Raw genomic sequence first — 21,793 nt, 5'->3', positions numbered from 1 at the left:
CTTAAAGCTCCAGCTCGGCGCTGAAATACATCACCTGGCGCTGGTCATAATTATTGTCGATGAAGGTGGTCGGCTGATTGTCCAGCCGTTGCTGGAGCACCCCGGCCAGTTCCAGGCTGGCCTTGCCCAAGGCGATGCGTTTGGCGATGCGCGCATCGACCCGTTCAAAGCGGTAGCCGTTGAGGGCGTCATCGCCATAGTAGAAAAGCGCACTGTTCCAGCCTTGGCCCCAATCGCGCAGCCATCCGGCCGAACCACTGTTACTTGCAGTCTGTCTGGCATCCAGCGGATTGCTGGCATCGGTATCGACGTAGGCATAAGTCAGTCGCAGGCGATCGAGGCTGCCGACACGCCAGTCGAGCTGGGTTTCGACCCCCGAAAAGCGCGCCTTGTTGGCATTGCTGGCAATGTACTGATTGTTGCGCAGCGGCTCACTGATCATGCCGGTGATTTCGTCGTGGAACAGCTTCACGTCGAGCGCCAGCCCCGGTTCGGGAAAATAGCCGTTGTAGCCCAGTTCCCGGGAGCGCATGTGCTCTTGATCAAGGTCGCCGGGGCCGCGGGTCTTGACGAAATAACGGGCGCTGGACTGGCCAAACGCACCGGGCTTGAGGTTGGTGACCTGATAACTCCAGTTGACGTTGTTCTCGAACATGTCCGGTGAGCGGATGGCCTCGGAGTACACCGCACGCAAGCCGTGGCGCGGGTTGATCAGGTAGTTGACTGCCATGCGAGGTGTCAGCGAGCTACCGGTCAACCGGGTGTCCTCGAACATGGCGCCGCCTTGCAGCAGCCAGTGTTCGGTGGCACGCCACTCGAACTGGCCGAACGCTCGCCAGATCCTGTCATCGAGCGTGCCATTGAAGTAGGTCTCGGAATCCGCCCGGTCGTAACGATAGTTCATCCCGCTGACCAGTCGCAGGTTATCGGCAAGGCTCAGGGTGTCCTGCAGTTCGAGGTCGTAGCGCGATTCCCGGGTGCTCTGGTCGATGTCGCCGCAAACGGTCTGGCTCGCGCCGTTGCGCCATTGATCGAGTACCTGGTTGGCCAGCGCCTGCTCGGCGGGCGTGCCGGCCGGCGCACCAGAGCCGATGAAACGCGTGATATTGCGGGCCAGGCGCTCGGTGTAGTTCGGGTTCAACTGCCAGAGTTCGGTCAGCTGCGGGCTGAACGAAACTTCTGCATCGCAGGCGCGCCAGGTTTGCTGGCGATCCCAGTGTTGGGCCGACCCCTGGATATAAAGGCTGTGGTCCGGATTGACGTCCAGATTCCAGCGCAATGACCCGGCGTAGTCCTTGGCGGTGACGTCGGAGTCGTCGCCGGCGCGGGTAATTCCCGGGAACACCGGCCGGTAGGTATAGGGCCGCTGGTTGGTGCCGTCCTTGGCATTCAATTGCCAATCGAGGCTTTGCCGTTCGTCGAGGCTCTGGCTGACGGTAAGGTTGAAGCGCTCGAGGCGACGACTGTCATGGTAGTCAGCGCCGGTTCGGTCGGTGTCGAAGCCGTCGTCTTGCTGGCCGGACAGGGACAGGCGCATGTCACCATCCTCCCAGCCCAGGCCCTGGCTGGCGTAAAAGTCGTTGATGCCGCGCTGGCCCCGGGTGACCTTCATTCGCGTGCCGTGACTGTCGGCCGGGCGCCGGGTAATGATGTTGACCACCGCCATCAGGGCGTTGGCGCCGTAGCTGACGGTATTCGGTCCGCGAAAGACTTCGATGTGCTCGATGTCTTCCATGGCCACCGGAATGTCACTCCAGTCCACGGTGGCCAGGCCGGCGCGATACACCGAGCGCCCATCGATCAGCACTTGCATGCGCCGCGCTTCATTCGCATTGGTGCCGTGGTAGTTCACCGTCGCCTGATTGCCGCTGATGTTGCCGACCATCATCCCCGGCACCAGGCGCAGCAGTTCGCTGATGTCACGGGCACCGCTGGCGTGGATCAGGGCACTGTCGATCACTGTCATGCTTCCCGGCACGGCCGCCGGCGACTGCTTCAGGCGCGTGGCGGTGAGTACTTGCGGCAGCGGTTCGTTGTCCAGGAACAAGTCGTCGGCCAGCGCCGGCGAGCTGAAAATCAGCGCCAGTACCAGAGGTGAATGCGGTGAAGGAGAGCCCGGAGACACAACACATCCCTGTCAGTGATTGTTGGCGCGCATGTTAACCGAGCCGAATGACTTTTCCATTCACGATGTCTGCATTTTCCTCGGTTTTATTGGTCTTCTTCCTACGGGTGCAGGTATTTGATGTCGGGGCTGGCCGTCGATGGACTGCCCCGTATAATGCCGACATCGCCACTGGTATGGATTAACGGATTGCATATGACTGAACAGCGCCCGATTGCGGTCCTGGGAGGCGGAAGTTTTGGAACCGCCGTGGCTAATCTGCTGGCCGAGAACGGGCATCAGGTCCTTCAGTGGATGCGTGACCCCGAACAGGCCGAGGCCATTCGGGTCAATCGCGAGAACCCGCGTTACCTCAAAGGCATCAAGATTCTGCCCGGCGTCACGCCGGTCACCGACCTGCAAGCCACCCTGGACGCCTGCGACCTGTGTTTCGTCGCATTGCCCTCCAGTGCTCTGCGCTCGGTGCTGGTGCCGCACGCCGAACGCTTGACCGGCAAAATGCTGGTGAGCCTGACCAAAGGCATCGAAGCCCACACCTTCAAGTTGATGAGCGAGATCCTCGAAGAGATCGCTCCACAGGCGCGCATCGGCGTCCTGTCCGGACCCAACCTGGCCCGTGAAATCGCCGAGCACGCGCTGACCGCCACGGTGGTCGCCAGTGAAGACGAAGAACTCTGCCAACAGGTTCAGGCCGCGCTGCACGGGCGCACCTTTCGTGTGTACGCCAGCGCCGATCGTTTCGGCGTGGAGCTGGGCGGGGCGCTGAAAAATGTCTACGCGATCATCGCCGGCATGGCGGTGGCGCTGGGCATGGGAGAAAATACCAAGAGCATGCTGATTACCCGGGCATTGGCGGAAATGACCCGCTTCGCGGTGAACCAGGGTGCCAACCCGATGACCTTCCTGGGGCTGGCCGGCGTGGGCGATCTGATCGTGACCTGTTCGTCGCCCAAGAGCCGCAACTATCAGGTCGGCTTTGCCCTCGGCCAGGGCCTGAGCCTGGACGAGGCGGTCACGCGCCTGGGCGAAGTCGCCGAAGGGGTCAATACCCTTAAAGTGCTCAAGGCCAAGGCCCAGGAGGTTGGCGTGTACATGCCGCTGGTCGCCGGGCTGCACGCGATCCTGTTCGAGGGGCGCACGCTGGAGCAGGTCATCGGTCTGTTAATGCGTGGCGAGCCGAAAACCGACGTCGACTTTATTTCCACCAGTGGTTTCAACTAATCACGCTTGCCAGAAAAGCAGGGAGTTGCGCATGAACGATCCAAAAGTAGAAGCCAAGTACGAGTCCATCCTGCTGCGGGTGCTGTGGATGATCCTCTTCGTGCTGGTGTGGCAAGTGGCGCAGTTCATCCTCGGCGCCGTCGTGCTGGTGCAGTTGATCTATCGTTTGTTTTATGGCGCCCCAAGCGCCAGCCTGATGAATTTCGGCGACAGCCTGAGCCAGTTTCTGGCGCAGATCGGTCGTTTCGGCAGCTTTCACAGCGACCAGAAGCCCTGGCCGTTCGCCGACTGGCCGACGCCGCGTACACCGGAAGGTGAGGCGCCGCATGTCGTGGCACCGGCACCGCATCCGGCCCGAGATGAGGAACCCAAGCTATGAAACTCTGGGTATTGCGTCATGGTGAAGCTGTACCACACGGCTCCCGCCCCCACGATTCGGAGCGGGAATTGACGGATAACGGTCGTAAGGAAGTATTGAAAATCGCCGCAGAGCTGATGGGTCAGCCACTGACCGGCATTTACGCCAGCCCGTACCTGCGAGCGCAGCAAACAGCGCATCTGGTGCGAGATGCATTGGGTTTCGAACCGGAGATCCGCACCGTCGAGTGGCTGACACCGGACACGGAGCCGGACAAGGTGGCCGAACAGATGGTCGCGGTAAGCAACGTTTTGCTGGTCAGTCACAACCCGCTGGTGGGGAATCTGCTGAGCTACCTGCAGCATGGTGCCGGACATCCGCCGGAAAGGGTCAGCACTGCCGGTCTGGCGGAGCTCAAGGGTGAAGAGCTGCTGGTCGGGTCAATGAAACTCGACAGCATCAAGCATCCCTGATAACGGGTTTCAAAGGGCACAGCTTGACTTGAAGTGGGTGCTCCCACAGATGTAGAAAGTTTTGTATGAAATAGTCAACCAAGCACTTGCTTGGTTGACTACGCTTGCTCCAGACCAAAATCACAGGAGCGAGTCGCATGTCTGCTGCTTTTCGTTTGCCGCTGGACGTTTTCTACGAGCGTGAGGCTCGTCATCCCCGCCAGCGCTTTCTGGTCCAGCCTGTCGGGGGCGGCCAGGTCGAGACCTTGACCTGGGCGGACGTCGGTCATCAAGCACGCTGCGCCGCCCACTGGCTGCGAGCGCGGGAACTGCCGCAGGGCAGCCATATCGCCCTGATCTCGAAAAACTGTGCGCACTGGATCGTTGCCGATCTCGCGATCTGGATGGCCGGGCATGTGTCGGTGCCGTTGTACCCAAACCTGACCGCCGAGACCGTTGCCCAGGTACTCGAACATTCGCAAGCAGCGCTGGCATTCATCGGCAAGCTCGACGACTGGCCAGGTATGTCCCGTGGTGTCAGCTCCGACCTGCCGACCATCAGCCTGCCCCTGCATCCTCCCGGCGACTTTGATTTCAGTTGGGACGACCTGCAACGCAGTTCGCCCATCCAGGACAATCCCAAGCCCGACGCCGATCAACTGGCGACCATCATTTACACGTCCGGCACCACGGGCATGCCCAAGGGTGTGATGCACAGCTTCGGCACTCTGGGGTTTGCCACCACCCGCGGCACTGCGTTGTTCGGTCTCAACGAGTCGGACCGGCTGTTGTCCTACCTGCCGCTGTGCCACGTTGCCGAGCGCATGTTCGTCGAGCTGGCATCGATCTATACCGGCCAAACGGTGTTTTTCGCCGAGAGCCTCGATACCTTCCTCACCGACCTGCGCCGTGCGCGCCCGACCGCACTGTTTGGCGTGCCGCGCATCTGGACCAAATTCCAGATGGGCGTGTACAGCAAGATCCCGGCAAAACGTCTCGACTTCCTGCTCGGCCTGCCGATCATCGGCAAACGGGTCGGGCATAAAGTCCTCGCCGGGTTGGGGCTGGATGCGCTGCGCATCGCGTTGTCCGGCGCGGCTCCGGTACCGCAGACCTTGTTGCAGTGGTACCGCAAACTGGGGTTGGACGTGCTGGAGGTCTACGGCATGACCGAGAGTTGCGGCTACTCCCACATCGGCATGCCGGGCCAGAACAAACCGGGCTGGATCGGCAAGCCGTGTCCGGAAGTCGAAGTGAGGATCGCCGAGACGGGGGAGGTCATGGTGCGCAGTGGTGCGACCATGCTCGGGTATTACAAGGAACCGGAAAAAACCGCCGACACCATTACAGAGGACGGCTTCCTGCGTACCGGCGACAAGGGCGAGGAGGACGCCGAAGGCAATCTGCGCCTGACCGGGCGCCTGAAGGAAATCTTCAAGACCAGCAAAGGCAAGTACGTGGCCCCGGCACCGATTGAAAATCGCCTGGCCGTGCATTCGCGCATCGAACAGGTTTGCGTGGTGGGCGATGGCTTGAGTGCGCCGCTGGGTTTGTGCGTGTTGTCGGCGGTGGGCCAGCAGGATGCCGGCGGGGCCGCGCGCGCCGGTTTGCATTCGAGCCTGGAAAAACTGCTGGAGGAGGTCAATGGTGCCCTCGACAAGCATGAACAACTTCGGCGCCTGGTGGTGGTCAAGGACAGTTGGGCCGTGGAAAACGGCTTTCTTACCCCGACCCTGAAGATCAAGCGCAACGTGATCGAAGCGGCTTACGGTGAACGCTTTGAGGAATGGAGCGAGCGCAGCGAAGCGGTGCTGTGGCAGGATTGATCCACGAACAAAACCAACGAGGAAACTCTGCGATGAGCCTGTGGCGCACCACCCCGAACATCGAGCAGTTGAACGCAATCCAGAAAAACACCATCGGCGAAGTGCTGGACATCCGTTTCGAAGCTTTTGACGATGAGTCCCTGACCGCCAGCATGGTCGTCGATCACCGCACCCATCAGCCTTACGGCTTGCTGCATGGCGGTGCCTCGGTGGTGCTGGCCGAATCGGTCGGCTCGATGGCCAGTTACCTGTGCATCGATGCCAGCAAATTCTATTGCGTGGGCCTGGAAATCAACGCCAACCATTTGCGCGGCCTGCGCAGCGGACGGGTGACGGCGGTGGCCAAGCCGATCCACATCGGCCGCACGACCCATGTCTGGGACATTCGGTTGACCAGCGATGAGGGCAAGGCCAGTTGTGTGTCGCGACTGACCATGGCTGTGGTGCCCTTGGGTGAGAATCCGCCGGCGCGTTGAACCAAAACCATAGCTTTGACCGGACTGTCATCATTCCTGTCAGTTACGGTCATTGCTGTAGGACGCGGTCTTGCGGACAATCTACACCTGTTCTCGCTCATGGATTTGCAGGTATGTCGCAACAGATCTTTTTCGCCCACGCCAATGGTTTTCCTTCGGGGACCTACGGCAAGTTGTTTGCGGCGCTGGCACCCGAGTTTCAGGTGACGCATCTGGAGCAGCACGCCCACGACCCGCGTTTCCCGGCGGACGACAATTGGTACAACCTGGTGGATGAGCTGATCCATCACCTGCAACAACAGGCCGAACCCGTGTGGGGCGTCGGTCACTCCTTCGGTGGCGTGTTGCACCTGCATGCGGCCTTGCGTTGCCCCGAGTTGTATCGCGGCGTGGTGATGCTCGACTCGCCAGTGCTGACCCGGACCGATCAATGGGTCATACGGGCGGCCAAACGCTTTGGTTTCATCGACCGCTTGACCCCGGCCGGGCGTACCCTGGGCCGCCGTGAAGAATTCGCCGACCTGGAAAGCGCCCGGAAGTATTTCGCTGGAAAAACCCTGTTTCGTGGCTTCGACCCGGAATGTTTCGATGCCTACCTGCAACACGGCTTGCATCAGGTCGGCGACAAGTTGCGCCTGCGGTTCGACCCGGCCACGGAAATCAGTATCTATCGCGGTGTACCGCACACCAGCCCGGGCAGCACCCGGCAGTTGCAAGTGCCGCTGGCGGTGGTACGCGGGCACAACAGCCGCGTTGTGATGCGCCATCACGCCAGTTCGGTCGACCGCCTGCCGTTGGGCGAGTCGTTGACCATGCCTGGCGGCCACATGTTTCCGCTCGAACGTCCCCTTGATACCGCTGACATGCTCAAAGGCCTGTTCTACCGTTGGAGCGGCCGTCGACAACAGGATTGCGCATGAACCACGTCGTCGAAGAGGTCCGCCTGAGCCTGCCACACATCGAACTGGCGGCGCACCTGTTCGGTCCTGAAGACGGTTTGCCGGTGATTGCCCTGCATGGCTGGCTGGACAACGCCAACAGCTTTGCCCGCCTGGCACCCAAACTCAAAGGCCTGCGCATCATCGCGCTGGACATGGCCGGTCACGGTCATTCCGGGCATCGCCCGCCGGGAGCCGGTTACGCCATGTGGGACTATGCCCACGATGTGCTGCAAGTGGCCGACCAGCTTGGACTGCGCAGGTTTGCGCTGATGGGGCATTCGATGGGCGCCATTGCTTCGTTGATCATCGCCGGGTCGATGCCCGAGCGGGTTACCCACCTGGCGTTGATCGACGGCATCATTCCTCCTACAGACAAAGGTGAAAACGCTGCCGAGCGCATGGGCATGGCCCTGCAGGCGCAACTGGATCTGCGGGAAAAGCGCAAACCGGTCTACGACACCCTCGACCGAGCCGTCGAAGCGCGCATGAAAGGCCTGGTGGCGGTCAGCCGCGAGGCCGCAGAACTGCTGGCGCAGCGTGGCCTGATGCCGGTGCCGGGCGGTTACACCTGGCGCACTGACAATCGCCTCACACTGCCATCGCCGTTGCGCCTTACCACCGAGCAGGCCATGGCCTTCGTCCAGCGGGTCAAGTGTCCTGCAACACTGGTGGTTGCCGCCGACGGCATGCTCGCCAAACACCCAGAGTTGCTGGAGCGTCTACCCTTTAGCCGGGAACAGCTGCCAGGCGGCCACCATTTGCACCTCAATGATGAGTCTGGTGCCGATCTTGTCGCAGACTGTTTCAATCGGTTTTTCGCCATTCCTTGACTTGCGCCGGGCAACTGTCGAGGCTTGGCGGGTTGAAAAGGGAGACAACCATGATAGATCTCTACACCGCTGCGACCCCGAATGGCCACAAGGTCTCTATCGTGCTCGAGGAACTCGGCCTGCCCTACACGGTGCATGCCTTGAGTTTCGACAAAAAGGAGCAGAAGTCCGCGGACTTCCTCAAGATCAACCCCAATGGCCGGATTCCGGCGATTGTCGACCGCGCCAATGGCGATTTCGCCGTGTTCGAGTCAGGCGCCATCCTGATTTACCTCGCTGAACAGACCGGCAAACTGATGCCATCGGACCCGAAGGGGCGTTCGCTGGTATTGCAGTGGCTGATGTTCCAGATGGGGGGCATCGGCCCGATGCAGGGCCAGGCCAACGTGTTCTTCCGCTACTTTCCGGAAAAACTCCAGGGCGCCATCGACCGGTATCAGCATGAAACCCGTCGCCTCTACGAAGTGCTCGACACGCGGTTGCAAGGCGTGGAGTTCCTCGCCGATCAGTACAGCATTGCCGACATTGCCACCTTTCCCTGGGTGCGCGGCTACGAGTGGTCGGGCGTCTCGGTGGAAGGCTTGACGGCGTTGCAACGCTGGATGGCAACCATGGAGGACCGGCCGGCAGTGCAGCGTGGCCTGCAAGTACCGAAACGCGCCGATGAAGCCAGTATTATCAAGGGCGCCCAGGCCATGCTGATCCGATGAGTCTATCCATGCGTTCATTCAGTTTGCTGGTGCTGTGCAGTTTCAGTCCCTTGTTATTCGCCGCCGATGTTCCGGGCAGTCAGGACCTGCCGATAGTGCCGCGCATGGTCGACGCCCAGATTGTCGACTATCGCCCCGCCGCCGAACTGGAGCGGATCTACCCGTTGGGCTCGATCCGTAAAATCAGTGGCCAGTTACGATTCGACGGCCAGGTCAGTGCCCGCGGCAACGTCACTTCGGTGACCTACGAATTACCCTCGGAGCATTCATCCATCGAGGCGTTCACCGCTGCCCGCGAGGCTTTGCAACAGCAGGACGCCGGGTTGCTCTTCTGGTGCCAGGCGCGCGATTGCGGTGAAAGCAGCCTCTGGGCCAACCAGGTCTTTGGCAACGCGAAGCTGTACGGCGCCGACGATCAGCAAGCCTATTTGTTGCTGCGACTTGCCGCTCCAAGGGACAACACGCTCGTTGCGCTGTACAGCATCACCCGCGGTAATCGCAAAGCCTACCTGCATGTCGAACAGTTCGAGGCTTCGACACCGCTGGGTGAGTTGTTACCGACCTCCGCGACCTTGCTGCGTGAACTCAAGAGCACCGGCGAACTTGATTTTGCCACGTTGAACAGCGCACCTGACGAGACCTGGCTCCGCTTGATTTCTCGCGGACTGAATCTGGACACCACCTTGCGGGTCAGCATTTCCGGAGCGAACGCCGAAGCCTGGCGTCAGGCCCTGATTGGCCAGGGCGTGCGTGCCGCGCGGCTGGAAACCGGCAGTGCCGAAGGCTCTGGCCTGCACATCGAGCTATTGCGCTAGGCTGTACCGGGCGAGCGTGTACGTCGCGTTCGCCTACTCTTTTGCTGACTGACTTTTTCGAGACTTTTGATGATCAATAACGATCGCCTGTTGGTGCAGATCCTGCTCGTGGCGTTGTTCGGCGCGAGCTTCTGGGTGATGGCGCCGTTCTGGTCGGCGATGTTCTGGGGCGCGGTCCTGGCGTTTGCCAGTTGGCCGCTGATGCGCTTGCTGACCCGTTGGCTCAATGGCCGCGAGTCGCTGGCGGCGGCATTGCTGACGCTGGGCTGGATGGTGTTGGTAGCGGCACCCTTGGTGTGGTTGGGTTTCAACCTTGCCGATCATGTGCGCGATGCCACGGCATTCATCAAGGATGCACAGGTTGAGGGGCTTCCCGAAGCGCCGCTGTGGCTGGGTTCGATTCCCCTGGTGGGCGGGCGTCTGGTAGGGATCTGGAACAGCATCGATGAGCAGGGCGCGGCGATGATGGTGTCGCTCAAGCCTTATCTGGGGCAGGTGGGTAACTGGTTGCTGGCGCGCAGCGCGCAGATCGGCGGCGGTATTCTCGAACTGACCCTGAGCGTCGTCTTCGTGTTCTTTTTCTATCGTGACGGGCCGCGCCTGGCGGCATTTGTACACACACTGCTGGAGCGACTGATCGGTCAACGGGCCGGCTACTACATTGAGCTGGTGGCGGGCACGGTACAGCGGGTGGTGAACGGCGTGATCGGCACTGCGGCGGCCCAGGCGATCCTGGCGTTGATCGGGTTCCTGATTGCCGGCGTACCGGGTGCGCTGGTGCTTGGCATCGTGACGTTCATGCTCAGCCTGATCCCGATGGGCCCGCCGCTGGTGTGGATTCCGGCAACCGCGTGGCTGGTCTGGAAAGGCGAGTACGGGATGGCCATATTCCTCGGGATCTGGGGCACATTCATCATCAGCGGTGTCGACAACGTGCTCAAGCCGTACCTGATCAGCCGTGGCGGCAACCTGCCGCTGGTCATTGTGCTGCTTGGGGTGTTTGGCGGGTTGATTGCCTTTGGCTTTATCGGCCTGTTCATCGGCCCGACATTGCTGGCGGTGGCCTACAGCCTGTTGATCGACTGGAGCACCACCCAGGCACGGGGTGAAGATCGCCGGCCCTGAGATTTGTATTCAACTCCGGGCGGCGATCCGACGAAGCTTTTGACTCAGGTTGCTACGTTCAGGTGCTTGCCCACGCTTGCCACGTTATCGAGCGAATACTGCTTGCTCAGGTTGGCGATCATTTTTTGCAGCGCGTCATTTACGCTCGATTGATCGGAAGAGCTGTTGGTGTTCTGCTCCCGACCGGCCTGCAGGGCTGCCTTGAGTTCATCACTGCTGACACCACCGCTGCTGTCGCTGTCCAGCGCCTTGAGCAGCGCGGTGCTGGTGTCGGTGCTGGTCGACGAGTTGCTGTTGCTGGCCTGTAACGCGCTGCTCAGTTCATCGCTGCTGATGGTGCCATCGCCGTCGGCGTCCAGCGCGCTGATCAATGCGTCAGCGAGGTCGGTGTTGGGGGCTTCATCGCCTGGCGGAGGCGGCGGGGGAGCCATCACGGCCATTTCTTCGCCGCTCAGGCTGCCACTGCCATCACTGTCGAGGTCGGTGAAATTCTTGCTCAGGTTGACCAGTAAACCGTCGTCGGTTTGCTGCGACAAAACACTCTTGAGTTCATTTTGATCGACCGTGCCATCGCTATTGCTGTCGAGTTTGGCCAACAGGTCTTTCTGCAATTGCTGGTTGCGGGCGCTATTGGATGTGGTGCTGCTGGTGTAATTCGAGTAATTGCTGCTGATGCTGCCGATCATCGGGCTCACTCCTTGGAAAGATAAACCGGTGGTGTACCGGCTTATGCAGACTCAAGGGGCGAGTTGTCGCGGATATGTGGAGTTTGTACCGAGTGGTACACATGGCTGTCAGCCTCGCCAATATCCCTGTGGGAGCGGGCTTGCTCGCGAAGAGGGAGTGTCAGTCGACGAAAATGTTGTCTGGCACACCGCATTCGTCGGAACGCCGCTCGGAGCAAGCCCGCTCCCACAATGGACCGGTGTGGCTTTCAGGTCCGGGGCAGGCGAATCACCGCCGTCAGGCCGCCGCACGGAGTTTCTTCCAGTGTCAGCTGCCCGCCCATTCGTTGCGCGGCCTCCCGGGCAATGGTCATGCCCAGGCCAACGCCGCCGGAATTGCGATTGCGCGAGCCTTCAAGGCGAAAGAAGGGTTCGAACACCGCTTCACGTTGTTCTGGGGCGATGCCCGGGCCATGGTCGATGACCCGAATCTCCAGCTGTTCACGATGGTCTTGCAGGGTGATCAACGCCTGTCCGGCATAGCGCAGGGCATTGTCCATCAGGTTGTTGATGCAGGAGCGCAAGGCCATCGGCTGAACTTGCAGGGGGGCGCAGTGGCCGCTGGCCTGGACGTTCGCACCCTGGTCCTGGGCATTTTCGCTCAGGGATTCCACCAGCGCTTGCACGTCCATCCACTGCGGAGCTTCGCTGGTGCGTTGTTCATGCAGATAGGTGAGGGTGGCGTCGAGCATGCTGATCATGTCGTCGAGGTCTTGGCGCATCTGACCTTGCAGCTTTTCGTCGTCGATTTTCTCCAGCCGCAGCTTGAGCCGCGACAGCGGCGTGCGCAAGTCGTGGGACACGGCGCCAAGCATGCGCGAACGCTGCTTGACCTGTTCCAGGATGCGGCGCTGCATTTTGTTGAACGTGTGCGCTGCTTGCCGTGCTTCCCGTGGTCCCGACTCTTCCAGTGGCGGGCTGTCGAGGTCTTCGCTCAAACGCTCGGCCGCGTCGCTCAGGCGCTGGATCGGCCGGCTCAGCAGTTTGGCGCCGTACCAGGCGGCAATGATCAGTGAGACCAATTGAAACGTCAGGGGTACCAGGGGGCCGCCGAACCACGGCCGTGGTGGCCGTTTTTCGAGGTTTGGGTCCAGTGGTGGGCGTGGCCCGTCCAGGCCCTCGGAAAACTCCGGTGGAGGCGGCGGTGGCGGCGGGCCGTAATGGTGAAACCAGGCAAAGGCCAGCAGGTGCGCGAGGATAATCGCCAGCAACAGCACGCCAAACAGGCGGCCGAACAGCGTATCGAAGCGTCCGCGCATCAGCCGATGTCTCGGGCATCGAACAGGTAACCCTCGCCGCGAACGGTCTTGATCAACTGCGGAGCCTTGGGGTCGTCGCCGAGTTTCTGGCGCAGGCGCGACACCAGCAGGTCGATGCTGCGATCAAAGGCTTCGATCGAACGACCACGAGCGGCGTCAAGCAGTTGTTCCCGGCTGAGCACGCGGCGCGGACGTTCGATAAACACCCAGAGCAGGCGGAATTCGGCGTTGGACAGCGGCACCACCAGGCCATCGTCGGCAATCAGTTGCCGCAGCACGCTGTTCAGGCGCCAATTGTCGAAACGAATGTTCGCCCGCTGTTCGCTGCGGTCATCGCGCACCCTGCGCAGGATAGTCTGGATCCGCGCCACCAGTTCGCGAGGCTCGAACGGCTTGGCCATGTAGTCGTCGGCGCCCAGTTCGAGGCCGATGATCCGGTCGGTGGGTTCGCAGCGGGCCGTGAGCATCAGGATCGGGATGGCTGACTCGGCGCGCAGCCAGCGGCACAGCGACAGGCCGTCTTCACCGGGCAGCATCAGGTCGAGCACCACCACGTCGAAATGCTCCGCCTGCAACGCCAGGCGCATCGCGGCACCATCGGTGACGCCGCTGGCGTGAATGTTGAACCGGGCCAGGTAGTCGATCATCAATTCGCGGATCGGGACGTCATCGTCGACGATCAGGGCACGAATGCTCCAGCGTTTGTCGTCACCGGGCGTTTTTTGGTCGTCGTTCACGGGTGCTGGGGTGTTGTGCATGCGTGCGTTCATCTGCCAGGTAGGCTGCCAACCACAAAGATAGGCTGCGAGGTTGTGGTTCCAGCATAGGCGTCCGGCCCTGAGGCGGGAAGCGCTGTTGTAGGGACCCGTTGCGGTTGCCGAGGGTAGCGGGTCAGGGTGTTGCGGGCGTGTCGTGTCTGTATCGAACTCGACACAATGGCCTCAAGGGCTAGTCTTGCCTGAGCCGTCGCGACGATTTACCGATCATCGGGTCCCGCAGCGGCGCTGGTTCCGCTACAATGCGCGCCGATTTCGACTTGCCTGAGAGCCCACTCATGTCCGCCTGCCAGACTCCCATCATCGTCGCCCTGGATTTCCCTACCCGTGACGCCGCACTGAAGCTGGCCGATCAGTTGGACCCGAAGCTGTGCCGGGTCAAAGTCGGCAAGGAACTGTTCACCAGCTGCGCCTCGGAAATCGTCGGCACCCTGCGCGACAAGGGTTTCGAAGTGTTCCTGGACCTCAAGTTCCACGACATCCCGAACACCACCGCGATGGCCGTCAAGGCGGCGGCGGAAATGGGCGTGTGGATGGTTAACGTGCATTGCTCCGGCGGCCTGCGCATGATGGCTGCGTGCCGTGAAGTGCTGGATCAGCGCACCGGTCCTAAACCACTGCTGATCGGCGTGACCGTGTTGACCAGCATGGAGCGTGAAGACTTGGCGGGCATCGGCCTGGACATCGAGCCCCAGGAGCAGGTGCTGCGCCTGGCCGCCCTGGCGGAAAAAGCCGGGATGGACGGCCTGGTGTGCTCGGCCCTCGAAGCCCAGGCACTGAAAACGGCGCACCCGTCGCTGCAACTGGTGACTCCGGGGATTCGTCCGGCGGGCAGCGCCCAGGACGATCAACGCCGCATTCTGACGCCACGTCAGGCGCTGGATGCCGGTTCCGACTATCTGGTGATCGGCCGTCCGATCAGCCAGGCGGCGGATCCAGCCAAGGCACTGGCGTCGGTTGTGGCTGAACTGGCCTAAACACCGCTAAACCTGTGGGAGCGAGCTTGCTCGCGATGAGGGAGGGTCAGTGACGTCAATGTCGCCTGACACTCCGCTATCGCGAGCAAGCTCGCTCCCACAGTGGTTTTTGGGTGAGTTCAAATATCGGGTTAGACCTTCAACACCAACTTCCCGAAGTTCTCGCCGCTGAACAATTTCATCAGCGTCTCCGGGAAAGTCTCCAGTCCTTCGACAATATCTTCCTTGCTCTTGAGCTGCCCCTTGGCCATCCAGCCGGCCATTTCCTGGGCGGCGCTGGCGTATTGGGCGGCGTAGTCCATCACCACAAAACCTTCCATGCGCGCGCGGTTGACCAGCAGTGACAGGTAATTGGCCGGTCCTTTGACCGCTTCCTTGTTGTTGTACTGGCTGATGGCACCGCAAATCACCACCCGCGCCTTCATGTTCAGGCGGCTCAACACCGCGTCGAGAATGTCACCACCCACGTTATCGAAATACACGTCGACGCCCTTCGGGCACTCGCGCTTGAGGCCGGCGAGGACGTCTTCGCTCTTGTAGTCGATAGCGCCATCGAAACCCAGTTCATCGATCAGGAACTTGCACTTGTCGGCGCCACCGGCGATGCCAACCACCCGGCACCCTTTGATCTTGGCGATCTGCCCGGCAATGCTGCCCACGGCGCCCGCCGCGCCCGACAGCACCACGGTGTCACCGGCCTTTGGAGCGCCGACGTCGAGCAGGGCGAAGTACGCCGTCATTCCGGTCATGCCCAGCGCGGACAAGTAACGTGGCAGCGGTGCCAGTTTCGGATCGACCTTGTAGAAGCCTCGCGGTTCGCCGAGGAAGAAGTCCTGCACACCCAGGGCGCCGTTGACGTAATCCCCGACCGCGAACCCCGGGATGTTCGACGCAATGACTTTGCCCACACCCAAGGCGCGCATGACTTCGCCGAGCCCGACCGGCGGGATGTAGGACTTGCCCTCGTTCATCCATCCACGCATGGCCGGATCCAGGGACAGGTATTGGTTTTCGACCAGTATCTGACCCGCCGCCGGCTCGCCGACCGGTACTTCCTGGTAGGTGAATGTCTCGCGGGTCGCCGCGCCAACCGGACGTTTGGCGAGCAGGAATTGGCGATTGGTCTGGGAGGTCATGGCAAGCACTCAAGTTGAATGAAGCTTTGTTGATAGCCGGTCAGCGACGATGCTGCAAGTTCGGCTGATGCGGCGAATGCAGGTGGATCCAGTGCAGTGATAGTTGGTACGGCAGTTCCATCACTGCAACTCATGGGTGCCCAACCGGAGCCTTGATAGTGCTGCCGTGTTCAAGACCTCCATGGCTAGACTGGTCCTACGCGATTCCCCGCATTCTTCTTTTCGAGGACATAACAAAATGAGCATGACGTTTTCTGGCCAGGTGGTCGTGGTGACAGGCGGGGCGGCCGGTATTGGCCGCGCGACCGCCCAGGCATTTGCCGCCGAGGGCCTGAAGGTAGTAGTGGCCGATATGGACGTGGCGGGCGGCGAGGGCACGGTGGCGCTGATTCGTACCGCCGGTGGCGAAGCGACCTTCGTGCGCTGCAACGTTACCCTGGAAAACGATGTAAAAAATCTGATGGGGGAGGTGATCAATACTTACGGTCGCCTCGACTATGCCTTCAACAATGCCGGCATCGAAATCGAGAAGGGCAAGTTGGCCGAAGGTACGCTCGACGAGTTCGACGCGATCATGGGCGTCAACGTCAAAGGTGTCTGGCTGTGCATGAAATACCAGTTGCCGTTGCTGCTGGCGCAAGGGGGCGGTGCGATCGTCAATACGGCATCGGTGGCCGGCCTTGGGGCGGCGCCGAAAATGAGCATCTACGCAGCCTCTAAACATGCGGTGATCGGCCTGACCAAGTCGGCGGCCATCGAATATGCCAAGAAGAAAATCCGGGTCAACGCCGTGTGTCCGGCGGTGATCGACACGGATATGTTCCGCCGCGCTTATGAAGCCGACCCGAAAAAAGGCGAGTTCGCCAACGCCATGCATCCGGTCGGTCGCATCGGCAAGGTCGAAGAGATCGCCAGCGCGGTGCTGTACCTGTGCAGCGATGGCGCGGCATTCACCACGGGGCACTCATTGGCCGTGGACGGTGGCGTTACCGCGTTTTAACTCGACATACCAATACCAGACACACTGCGAACCTGTGGGAGCAAGCAAGCTCGCTCCCACAGGTTTTTTGGTTCCGCTGAAGGGCCAGGCAATGTGTATCAAATGATTAGATCGAATGGTTTTGGCGGCGTTGTCGCACAAGTCTTCGAACACGCCTGTGATTAACTGCTTATCGCAAAATCAACAGGGGTTTGCTTGCTCATGGAATTGAGAATCGACCGACAGGCGCTGGTGCCCGTCGTACAGCAAATTGTTGACGCGCTGACCTGCTGGCTTCATTCCAGCGGGGTATCGCCCGGTACGCGCCTGCCTTCGGTGCGACAGATCGCGCGGATCAATTTGCTCAGTCAGTTAAGCGTCGCTCAGGCTTGTGAACGCCTGGTGACACAGGGAATGCTGGTGTCAGGTCATGGAGCCGGCTATGCGGTTGCCGATCCGGCATTGGCCACAGGCACAAAGCACGAGCCGGTGTGGTTCGAGGGGGCGGAGCCCGATCACGGGACTTTTTCGAGTGAGTTGAGGCTGGGCTGTGGCGGGCTGCCTGAAAGCTGGCGCGAGACAGACGATCTGACTTACGCGATTCGGCAAGTCAGTCGTACCGACACGGCCAGCCTGTTCAACTACAGCACGCCGTTGGGTTTGCCAGCCTTGCGACAACAGATCCTCAAGCACCTCAGGCAGCTGGATATCCGGGCAAAGGACAACCGGATCATGACCACGGCGGGTGCCAGTCAGGGGCTCGACCTGATTGTGCGGACGCTGTTCAAGGCCGGTGACTGTGTGGTCGTGGAGAGTCCCGGTTATCCGGTGCTGTTCGATCTGCTCAGGCTGCACGGCATCCACATGGTCGAGATACCGCGAACACCGCGCGGGCCGGACGTGGAGGTGCTCGAGTCGGTGCTGGTCAAACACCGGCCCCAAGGGCTGTTCATCAATAGCTTCTATCACAACCCGACCGGCAGCAGCCTTGCACCGGTGGTGGCGCGCCGCGTGCTGCAACTGGCCAGGACCTTCGGCGTGCAGGTGATCGAAGACGACGTTTATGCGGATTTGCACAGCGGTTCCGGTATGCGACTGGCTGCGCTGGACGACGATGTGATCTACGTGGGCAGCTTTTCCAAGACCCTCAGCAGTTCCTTGCGGGTCGGTTTCGTGGTGGCCGATGCCGAAGTCATTACACGTCTGGCCGAGGTCAAGATGATCAGTGGCATGGGCGCCTCGCGATTTTGCGAATCGGTGCTGGCGTGCCTGTTGGCTAACGGTGCCTACCGCAAACTGGTACAGCGTCAGCGCCAACGTTTGAGCAGCGACCGGCTGGTAGTGCTGCAATTGCTCGAAGATGCCGAATGGGAAGTTTTCGGCAAGCCGGCGGGAGGCCTGTTCATCTGGGCGCGATCACGAATGTCCGACTACGATCAGCTGCGAATCCAGGCACGGCGCCTGGGTGTACTGCTGTCATCGAAGACCGCCTTCAACCCCTCGGGTGAGGCCAGTGACTGGCAGCGTATCAACGTGACATATGCCTGCGATCCGCGTGCCCGGGCGTTCTTTCAGGCCACTGCCCGGGATCGACCTCAAGCGTTCTGAAAACGACGTTGGCGTAGCTTTTTGCCATTATTCCGAAGCCAGAGCCTTGTGTTGCCACTGGCCCGTTGCGAATCTGCGTCTACAGACTTTGGCAGGGGACTAAGTGCAATGAATTCGGCCGTGCAAGGACGTTTTGCCAACCTCGGTATGGCGAAAAAACTGGGTGTCGGGTTTGTCCTGGTGCTGTTGTTGACTGCGCTGGTGGCGGGCATTGGCGTTTGGTCCCTGCAAACCATCAGCCAGCGCTTCGATGGGCTCAAGCAAATGTCATCGCTCAACAGCGGTTTGCTCAAGGTGCGGCTACTGGAGCAGGAGTACGCCTTGCACGGCAATCCGAAAACCGTCGATGCCCTGCACGAGGGCGTCGATGGCTTGATCGCCCTGGCCGGCCAGCTCAAAGCCGCGTCTGCGGCCAACGTGCCGGTGATGAATGATGTCGAACAGTCCCTGGGAGCCTATCGCAAGGCCTTCGACGAGTTTGTCTCGCTCACCCAGGCCAAGGACCTGGCGCTGGAAATGGCCAGTTGGTCGGTGTCCAGCGTGGCCAATAACCTTGATGTATTGCAATCCGGGCTCGCCGATGACGGCACCTATACGCTGAAAGATTCCGAAGGCAAGGACGGTGCGCAATTCATCGAGCAGGCCAGTCAGGTCAGCCAGGTTTCACGCTTGATGCTGCAAGCCATGAATGAAGCGCGCGTGCGTCTGGATCAAAGCCGCAAAGGCGACGACAGCGCCGGGCAGGGCAAGATCGAACAGGCCAGCCAGGCATTGGCCCAGGCCGAGCAGCTCAAGACTACGGTCAAGGACGAGGGTTACCAGACCGTTCTCAATGAGGTGATGGGTCATATCGTCAGTTTCAGTGACAAGCTCGCCGAGTACACCGGCCTGCTGGAACAGGAAAAAACCGTCTATCAACAATTACACCAGCGCGCAGCCCAAGTGGTCGAGCGGGTGGATCAGGCTTATGTCGCGCAAGACCTGGCGATGCAGGCTGAACTGAAAAAGAACTCGCTGCTGATCATTGGCTCTTCCGCCCTGGCCTTGCTGGTTGGGCTGGTTGCCGCGTGGATCATCACCCGGTTGATCGTGGCACCGCTGCGCCGTGTGATTCAGGTGGCGCAGCAGATTGCCTCAGGGGATTTGAGTGCGACCATTGACGTGACCCGCCGTGATGAAATCGGCCAGTTGATGCAGGCAATGCAACAAATGGGCGCGGGGCTCAGCCACATAGTTAGCGGCTTGCAATCGGGTATCGAGCAGTTGGCGACTTCCGCCCAATCGTTGTCGGCGGTGACTGAACAGACCAATCTCGAAGTCAGCACGCAGAAGGAGGAAACCGAACAGGTCGCCACCGCAATGAATCAGATGACGGCCACGGTGCATGACGTCGCGCGTAATGCAGAGGAAGCTGCGCTGGCCGCGCAAACCGCTGACGGCAAGGTTGAAAGTGGTCAGCAGGTGGTGCGCCAGAGCATGGCGCGGATCGAGCAGTTGGCGGACTCGGCCACCTCGGCCAGTTCGAGCATCGAAAGCCTGAGTGCGGAAATCCAGAACATCGGCACGGTTTTGAGTGTGATCAAAAGCGTGGCGGAGCAAACCAATCTGCTGGCGTTGAACGCGGCGATCGAGGCAGCCCGGGCCGGCGAGCAGGGCAGGGGCTTTGCAGTGGTGGCCGATGAAGTGCGTGCGCTGGCCAAGCGAACCCAGCAATCGACCGAGGAAATCGAACGCCTGGTCAGTGCCTTGCGCTCGGCGGCGCAGTCGTCGGTGCAGCAGATCCAGAGCAGTGGCGAGTTGGTGAAGCTGGCGGTCAGCGATGCCTTGCAGACCGAGAGTGCGCTGGGAAGCATTGCGGCGGCGGTGTCGTTGATCCAGCAGATGAACCAACAGATTGCCGCGGCGGCCGAGGAACAGAGCTCGGTGGCCGAGGAGATCAACCGCAGTGTCACCAGTATTCGCGCCAGTGCCGATCAGTCATCGCTGGCGATGCAGGGCAATGCAGCGTCGAGTATTCAGCTGGCGCAACTGGGGGTTGAACTGAAGGGGATGGTGGGGCATTTCAGGCTTTGAAATGATCATCGGCCAGGCTAAAAAAAGCCACATCTCGATTAAAGCTTCCTGTAGGAGCGAGCATGCTCGCGATGGTCGCAAAAGATAACGCGCGTTTACTGGCTGAACGCGGCGCTCTGGAGTCCATCGCGAGCAAGCTCGCTCCTACAGTGTTTTTCGATGATCAGTCGTAGATCGCTTTCTTCTTCCAGTCCGCGTCAACCTCGACGTCCTTGAGGCCTTCGGTCAACTGGTTGACCTCGCCTTCGACCGGCGCGATGCGATCCATGACCTGGTCGTTGGCCCTGGCCAGGAGTTTTTCCAGGTATTCCAGTTGCTCGGCATAGACCTGTGGTTCCTGCTGTTTGCGCAGGTATTGCACGCCACGCTCGAATGCCAGGCGGGCCTGCCCGGGCTGGTTCTGTTGCAGGGAGTGCTGGCCGAGGTTGTTGAAGAACTCGATGTGCAGCAGCACCAGGATGTGGCGCACTTCACGAATCCAGCGCTTGGCTTCGTTGGGGGGCAGGAAGCCGTCCTGGGCCGCGCGGGTAACCTGGCCGTGCAGGGCTTCGAGCAGGAAGCGTACATCCTTGGCCTTGGCTTCAGTCTGGATCGGTGCCGGCGGATTGTTGACCGGGATGGATTCACCCTGGCCGACAAGGGCTTCCAGTTCGGCGATCCGTGCCTTGAGGTTGGCGCTGGATTTTTCCAGGTTAAGCAGGCGCTGGCAGACGTTCAGTTCCAGGCGGGCCAACAGCAGCTTGAGGGCCGGGGTCATCAGCTGGCCGGGGAACGTCTCGGTGATTTCGCCGCAGCGTCGCAGGCGATCGTTGAGCTCAATCTTGGTACGGGCCTTTTCCAGCTTGTTGTTTTCCACCACATGGTTCATGTAGCCAATGGCGATCAACAGCGCGATCCCGGCTACGACTAGCAGGGTGATCATGAGTGGCGTCACCGGTAAGACCTCTTTATAGGTTACGCATGCGGGTTGAGTGGCTTGGCATTTGAGCCCCCAGTCCCGCACGACGGGTTGGATCGGACATGCTTGTTCTTGTATCGGCCGGAGCCCCGCTTCTTTGAATGATGGCACTCGATACTCAGATTGCCATCATCGGGTGGACTATAACGTCTTGGCGGGTGCCAGAATATAGGCGTCAAACGCCGGGCAGCGGAAAAACCGCAATGGCTCCCAAAAGCAGGGCGAAGTCATTGATTTAAATAAATTTATATCAGGGGGTTGACGACCTCTCAATCCATCCATAGAATGCGCGCCACTTGCAGCGTAAAGCACACAGCGAAACGAAGCAGGGAGTGAATGTTGTACGTGTGTCCCCTTCGTCTAGTGGCCTAGGACACCGCCCTTTCACGGCGGTAACAGGGGTTCGAGTCCCCTAGGGGACGC

20 protein-coding genes and 1 tRNA gene are annotated in these 21,793 nt (G+C 60.7%); 15 read left to right on the top strand and 6 right to left on the bottom strand.

The window, feature by feature from the left end; translation table 11 throughout:
- Window position 1: 1 nt before the first annotated feature.
- Entirely contained in the window at window positions 2-2,125 is a 2,124-nt protein-coding gene (locus AC1Q6Y_RS03120; protein ID WP_492624025.1) for a TonB-dependent receptor plug domain-containing protein, read from the bottom strand.
- A gap of 195 nt (window positions 2,126-2,320) precedes the next feature.
- On the opposite strand from AC1Q6Y_RS03120, the gene AC1Q6Y_RS03115 reads away from it, so the two are divergent.
- From AC1Q6Y_RS03115 to AC1Q6Y_RS03070, 10 genes are all read left to right on the top strand, one after another.
- The gene (locus AC1Q6Y_RS03115) at window positions 2,321-3,346 is read left to right on the top strand and encodes an NAD(P)H-dependent glycerol-3-phosphate dehydrogenase (protein WP_150812165.1); all 1,026 of its coding nucleotides are present in this window, start codon (window positions 2,321-2,323) and stop codon (window positions 3,344-3,346) included.
- Between the two features lie 31 nt (window positions 3,347-3,377).
- Complete coding sequence (locus AC1Q6Y_RS03110) at window positions 3,378-3,725, top strand: DUF4389 domain-containing protein (protein ID WP_056727994.1); 348 nt, start codon at window positions 3,378-3,380, stop codon at window positions 3,723-3,725.
- Entirely contained in the window at window positions 3,722-4,177 is a 456-nt protein-coding gene (sixA, locus tag AC1Q6Y_RS03105) for a phosphohistidine phosphatase SixA (protein WP_057713667.1), read from the top strand. Before AC1Q6Y_RS03110 ends, sixA begins: the two co-directional genes overlap by 4 nt.
- 137 nt (window positions 4,178-4,314) lie before the next feature.
- Entirely contained in the window at window positions 4,315-5,982 is a 1,668-nt protein-coding gene (locus AC1Q6Y_RS03100) for an AMP-binding protein (RefSeq protein ID WP_223502736.1), read from the top strand.
- A 32-nt stretch (window positions 5,983-6,014) separates the two neighbouring features.
- A complete protein-coding gene (locus AC1Q6Y_RS03095) occupies window positions 6,015-6,458 on the top strand; it encodes a hotdog fold thioesterase (protein WP_008003274.1) in 444 nt (147 codons plus the stop codon).
- 113 nt (window positions 6,459-6,571) lie between these two features.
- Entirely contained in the window at window positions 6,572-7,378 is an 807-nt protein-coding gene (locus AC1Q6Y_RS03090; RefSeq protein WP_349735085.1) for an alpha/beta fold hydrolase, read from the top strand.
- Entirely contained in the window at window positions 7,375-8,229 is an 855-nt protein-coding gene (locus tag AC1Q6Y_RS03085) for an alpha/beta hydrolase (protein ID WP_090457266.1), read from the top strand. Before AC1Q6Y_RS03090 ends, AC1Q6Y_RS03085 begins: the two co-directional genes overlap by 4 nt.
- 50 nt (window positions 8,230-8,279) lie before the next feature.
- Window positions 8,280-8,939 carry a glutathione S-transferase family protein gene (locus AC1Q6Y_RS03080; protein WP_489339078.1) on the top strand — a complete coding sequence of 220 codons (660 nt, stop codon included), beginning with the start codon at window positions 8,280-8,282 and terminating at the stop codon, window positions 8,937-8,939.
- Between the two features lie 8 nt (window positions 8,940-8,947).
- Window positions 8,948-9,754, top strand: coding sequence for a DUF4892 domain-containing protein (locus AC1Q6Y_RS03075; protein ID WP_090457262.1), 807 nt, complete (start codon window positions 8,948-8,950; stop codon window positions 9,752-9,754).
- A gap of 69 nt (window positions 9,755-9,823) precedes the next feature.
- Window positions 9,824-10,879: an AI-2E family transporter gene (locus tag AC1Q6Y_RS03070; protein ID WP_090457260.1), complete on the top strand. Its 1,056-nt coding sequence runs from the start codon at window positions 9,824-9,826 to the stop codon at window positions 10,877-10,879.
- Between the two features lie 44 nt (window positions 10,880-10,923).
- Here the strand turns inward: AC1Q6Y_RS03070 and xopAW are convergent, their stop codons facing one another.
- The 3 genes from xopAW to AC1Q6Y_RS03055 form a co-directional block, all read right to left on the bottom strand.
- Entirely contained in the window at window positions 10,924-11,565 is a 642-nt protein-coding gene (gene xopAW, locus AC1Q6Y_RS03065; protein WP_218494372.1) for an EF-hand domain-containing protein, read from the bottom strand.
- Window positions 11,566-11,813: 248 nt separating this feature from the next.
- Window positions 11,814-12,863 (bottom strand): sensor histidine kinase, encoded by a 1,050-nt coding sequence (locus AC1Q6Y_RS03060; protein ID WP_492624024.1) that lies wholly within the window; start codon window positions 12,861-12,863, stop codon window positions 11,814-11,816.
- On the bottom strand, window positions 12,863-13,621 hold the full coding sequence (locus AC1Q6Y_RS03055) for a response regulator (RefSeq protein WP_340317611.1): 759 nt from the start codon (window positions 13,619-13,621) through the stop codon (window positions 12,863-12,865). The genes AC1Q6Y_RS03060 and AC1Q6Y_RS03055 overlap by 1 nt, the downstream gene beginning before the upstream one ends.
- A 296-nt stretch (window positions 13,622-13,917) precedes the next feature.
- Here AC1Q6Y_RS03055 and pyrF point away from each other — a divergent pair, with 296 nt between their 5' ends.
- Window positions 13,918-14,616, top strand: coding sequence for an orotidine-5'-phosphate decarboxylase (gene pyrF / locus AC1Q6Y_RS03050; protein WP_173677935.1), 699 nt, complete (start codon window positions 13,918-13,920; stop codon window positions 14,614-14,616).
- A 131-nt stretch (window positions 14,617-14,747) separates the two neighbouring features.
- Here pyrF and AC1Q6Y_RS03045 read toward each other — a convergent pair whose 3' ends face one another.
- The gene (locus AC1Q6Y_RS03045) at window positions 14,748-15,752 is read right to left on the bottom strand and encodes an NADP-dependent oxidoreductase (RefSeq protein ID WP_492624023.1); all 1,005 of its coding nucleotides are present in this window, start codon (window positions 15,750-15,752) and stop codon (window positions 14,748-14,750) included.
- 238 nt (window positions 15,753-15,990) lie between these two features.
- Here AC1Q6Y_RS03045 and AC1Q6Y_RS03040 point away from each other — a divergent pair, with 238 nt between their 5' ends.
- From AC1Q6Y_RS03040 to AC1Q6Y_RS03030, 3 genes are all read left to right on the top strand, one after another.
- Window positions 15,991-16,752, top strand: a complete 762-nt coding sequence (locus AC1Q6Y_RS03040; protein WP_223502742.1) for an SDR family oxidoreductase — start codon at window positions 15,991-15,993, stop codon at window positions 16,750-16,752.
- 201 nt (window positions 16,753-16,953) lie between these two features.
- Window positions 16,954-18,339, top strand: a complete 1,386-nt coding sequence (locus AC1Q6Y_RS03035; protein ID WP_492624022.1) for an aminotransferase-like domain-containing protein — start codon at window positions 16,954-16,956, stop codon at window positions 18,337-18,339.
- Window positions 18,340-18,447: 108 nt separating this feature from the next.
- Window positions 18,448-20,412, top strand: coding sequence for a methyl-accepting chemotaxis protein (locus AC1Q6Y_RS03030; protein WP_492624021.1), 1,965 nt, complete (start codon window positions 18,448-18,450; stop codon window positions 20,410-20,412).
- 163 nt (window positions 20,413-20,575) lie between these two features.
- Here AC1Q6Y_RS03030 and AC1Q6Y_RS03025 read toward each other — a convergent pair whose 3' ends face one another.
- Complete coding sequence (locus AC1Q6Y_RS03025; protein WP_102669921.1) at window positions 20,576-21,334, bottom strand: hypothetical protein; 759 nt, start codon at window positions 21,332-21,334, stop codon at window positions 20,576-20,578.
- Window positions 21,335-21,719: 385 nt separating this feature from the next.
- Between AC1Q6Y_RS03025 and AC1Q6Y_RS03020 the strand changes: the two genes are divergently transcribed.
- Window positions 21,720-21,792: transfer RNA gene (locus AC1Q6Y_RS03020), tRNA-Glu, on the top strand.
- Window position 21,793: the final 1 nt, after the last annotated feature.

Source organism: Pseudomonas sp. GW823-FHT06E10 (assembly GCF_058794995.1).
The sequence above is the reverse complement of the archived record's forward strand: the minus strand, read 5'-3'. Positions and strand labels throughout refer to the sequence as shown.

Excerpts from the sequence above, each read along its gene's own strand:
- AC1Q6Y_RS03115 (WP_150812165.1), top strand. The coding sequence starts at position 2,321 with ATGACTGAACAGCGCCCGATTGCGGTCCTGGGAGGCGGAAGTTTTGGA.
- AC1Q6Y_RS03110 (WP_056727994.1), top strand. The coding sequence starts at position 3,378 with ATGAACGATCCAAAAGTAGAAGCCAAGTACGAGTCCATCCTGCTGCGG.
- sixA (WP_057713667.1), top strand. The coding sequence starts at position 3,722 with ATGAAACTCTGGGTATTGCGTCATGGTGAAGCTGTACCACACGGCTCC.
- AC1Q6Y_RS03100 (WP_223502736.1), top strand. The coding sequence starts at position 4,315 with ATGTCTGCTGCTTTTCGTTTGCCGCTGGACGTTTTCTACGAGCGTGAG.
- AC1Q6Y_RS03095 (WP_008003274.1), top strand. The coding sequence starts at position 6,015 with ATGAGCCTGTGGCGCACCACCCCGAACATCGAGCAGTTGAACGCAATC.
- AC1Q6Y_RS03090 (WP_349735085.1), top strand. The coding sequence starts at position 6,572 with ATGTCGCAACAGATCTTTTTCGCCCACGCCAATGGTTTTCCTTCGGGG.
- AC1Q6Y_RS03085 (WP_090457266.1), top strand. The coding sequence starts at position 7,375 with ATGAACCACGTCGTCGAAGAGGTCCGCCTGAGCCTGCCACACATCGAA.
- AC1Q6Y_RS03080 (WP_489339078.1), top strand. The coding sequence starts at position 8,280 with ATGATAGATCTCTACACCGCTGCGACCCCGAATGGCCACAAGGTCTCT.
- AC1Q6Y_RS03075 (WP_090457262.1), top strand. The coding sequence starts at position 8,948 with ATGCGTTCATTCAGTTTGCTGGTGCTGTGCAGTTTCAGTCCCTTGTTA.
- AC1Q6Y_RS03070 (WP_090457260.1), top strand. The coding sequence starts at position 9,824 with ATGATCAATAACGATCGCCTGTTGGTGCAGATCCTGCTCGTGGCGTTG.
- xopAW (WP_218494372.1), bottom strand. The coding sequence starts at position 11,565 with ATGATCGGCAGCATCAGCAGCAATTACTCGAATTACACCAGCAGCACC.
- AC1Q6Y_RS03060 (WP_492624024.1), bottom strand. The coding sequence starts at position 12,863 with ATGCGCGGACGCTTCGATACGCTGTTCGGCCGCCTGTTTGGCGTGCTG.
- AC1Q6Y_RS03055 (WP_340317611.1), bottom strand. The coding sequence starts at position 13,621 with ATGCACAACACCCCAGCACCCGTGAACGACGACCAAAAAACGCCCGGT.
- pyrF (WP_173677935.1), top strand. The coding sequence starts at position 13,918 with ATGTCCGCCTGCCAGACTCCCATCATCGTCGCCCTGGATTTCCCTACC.
- AC1Q6Y_RS03045 (WP_492624023.1), bottom strand. The coding sequence starts at position 15,752 with ATGACCTCCCAGACCAATCGCCAATTCCTGCTCGCCAAACGTCCGGTT.
- AC1Q6Y_RS03040 (WP_223502742.1), top strand. The coding sequence starts at position 15,991 with ATGAGCATGACGTTTTCTGGCCAGGTGGTCGTGGTGACAGGCGGGGCG.
- AC1Q6Y_RS03035 (WP_492624022.1), top strand. The coding sequence starts at position 16,954 with ATGGAATTGAGAATCGACCGACAGGCGCTGGTGCCCGTCGTACAGCAA.
- AC1Q6Y_RS03030 (WP_492624021.1), top strand. The coding sequence starts at position 18,448 with ATGAATTCGGCCGTGCAAGGACGTTTTGCCAACCTCGGTATGGCGAAA.
- AC1Q6Y_RS03025 (WP_102669921.1), bottom strand. The coding sequence starts at position 21,334 with ATGATCACCCTGCTAGTCGTAGCCGGGATCGCGCTGTTGATCGCCATT.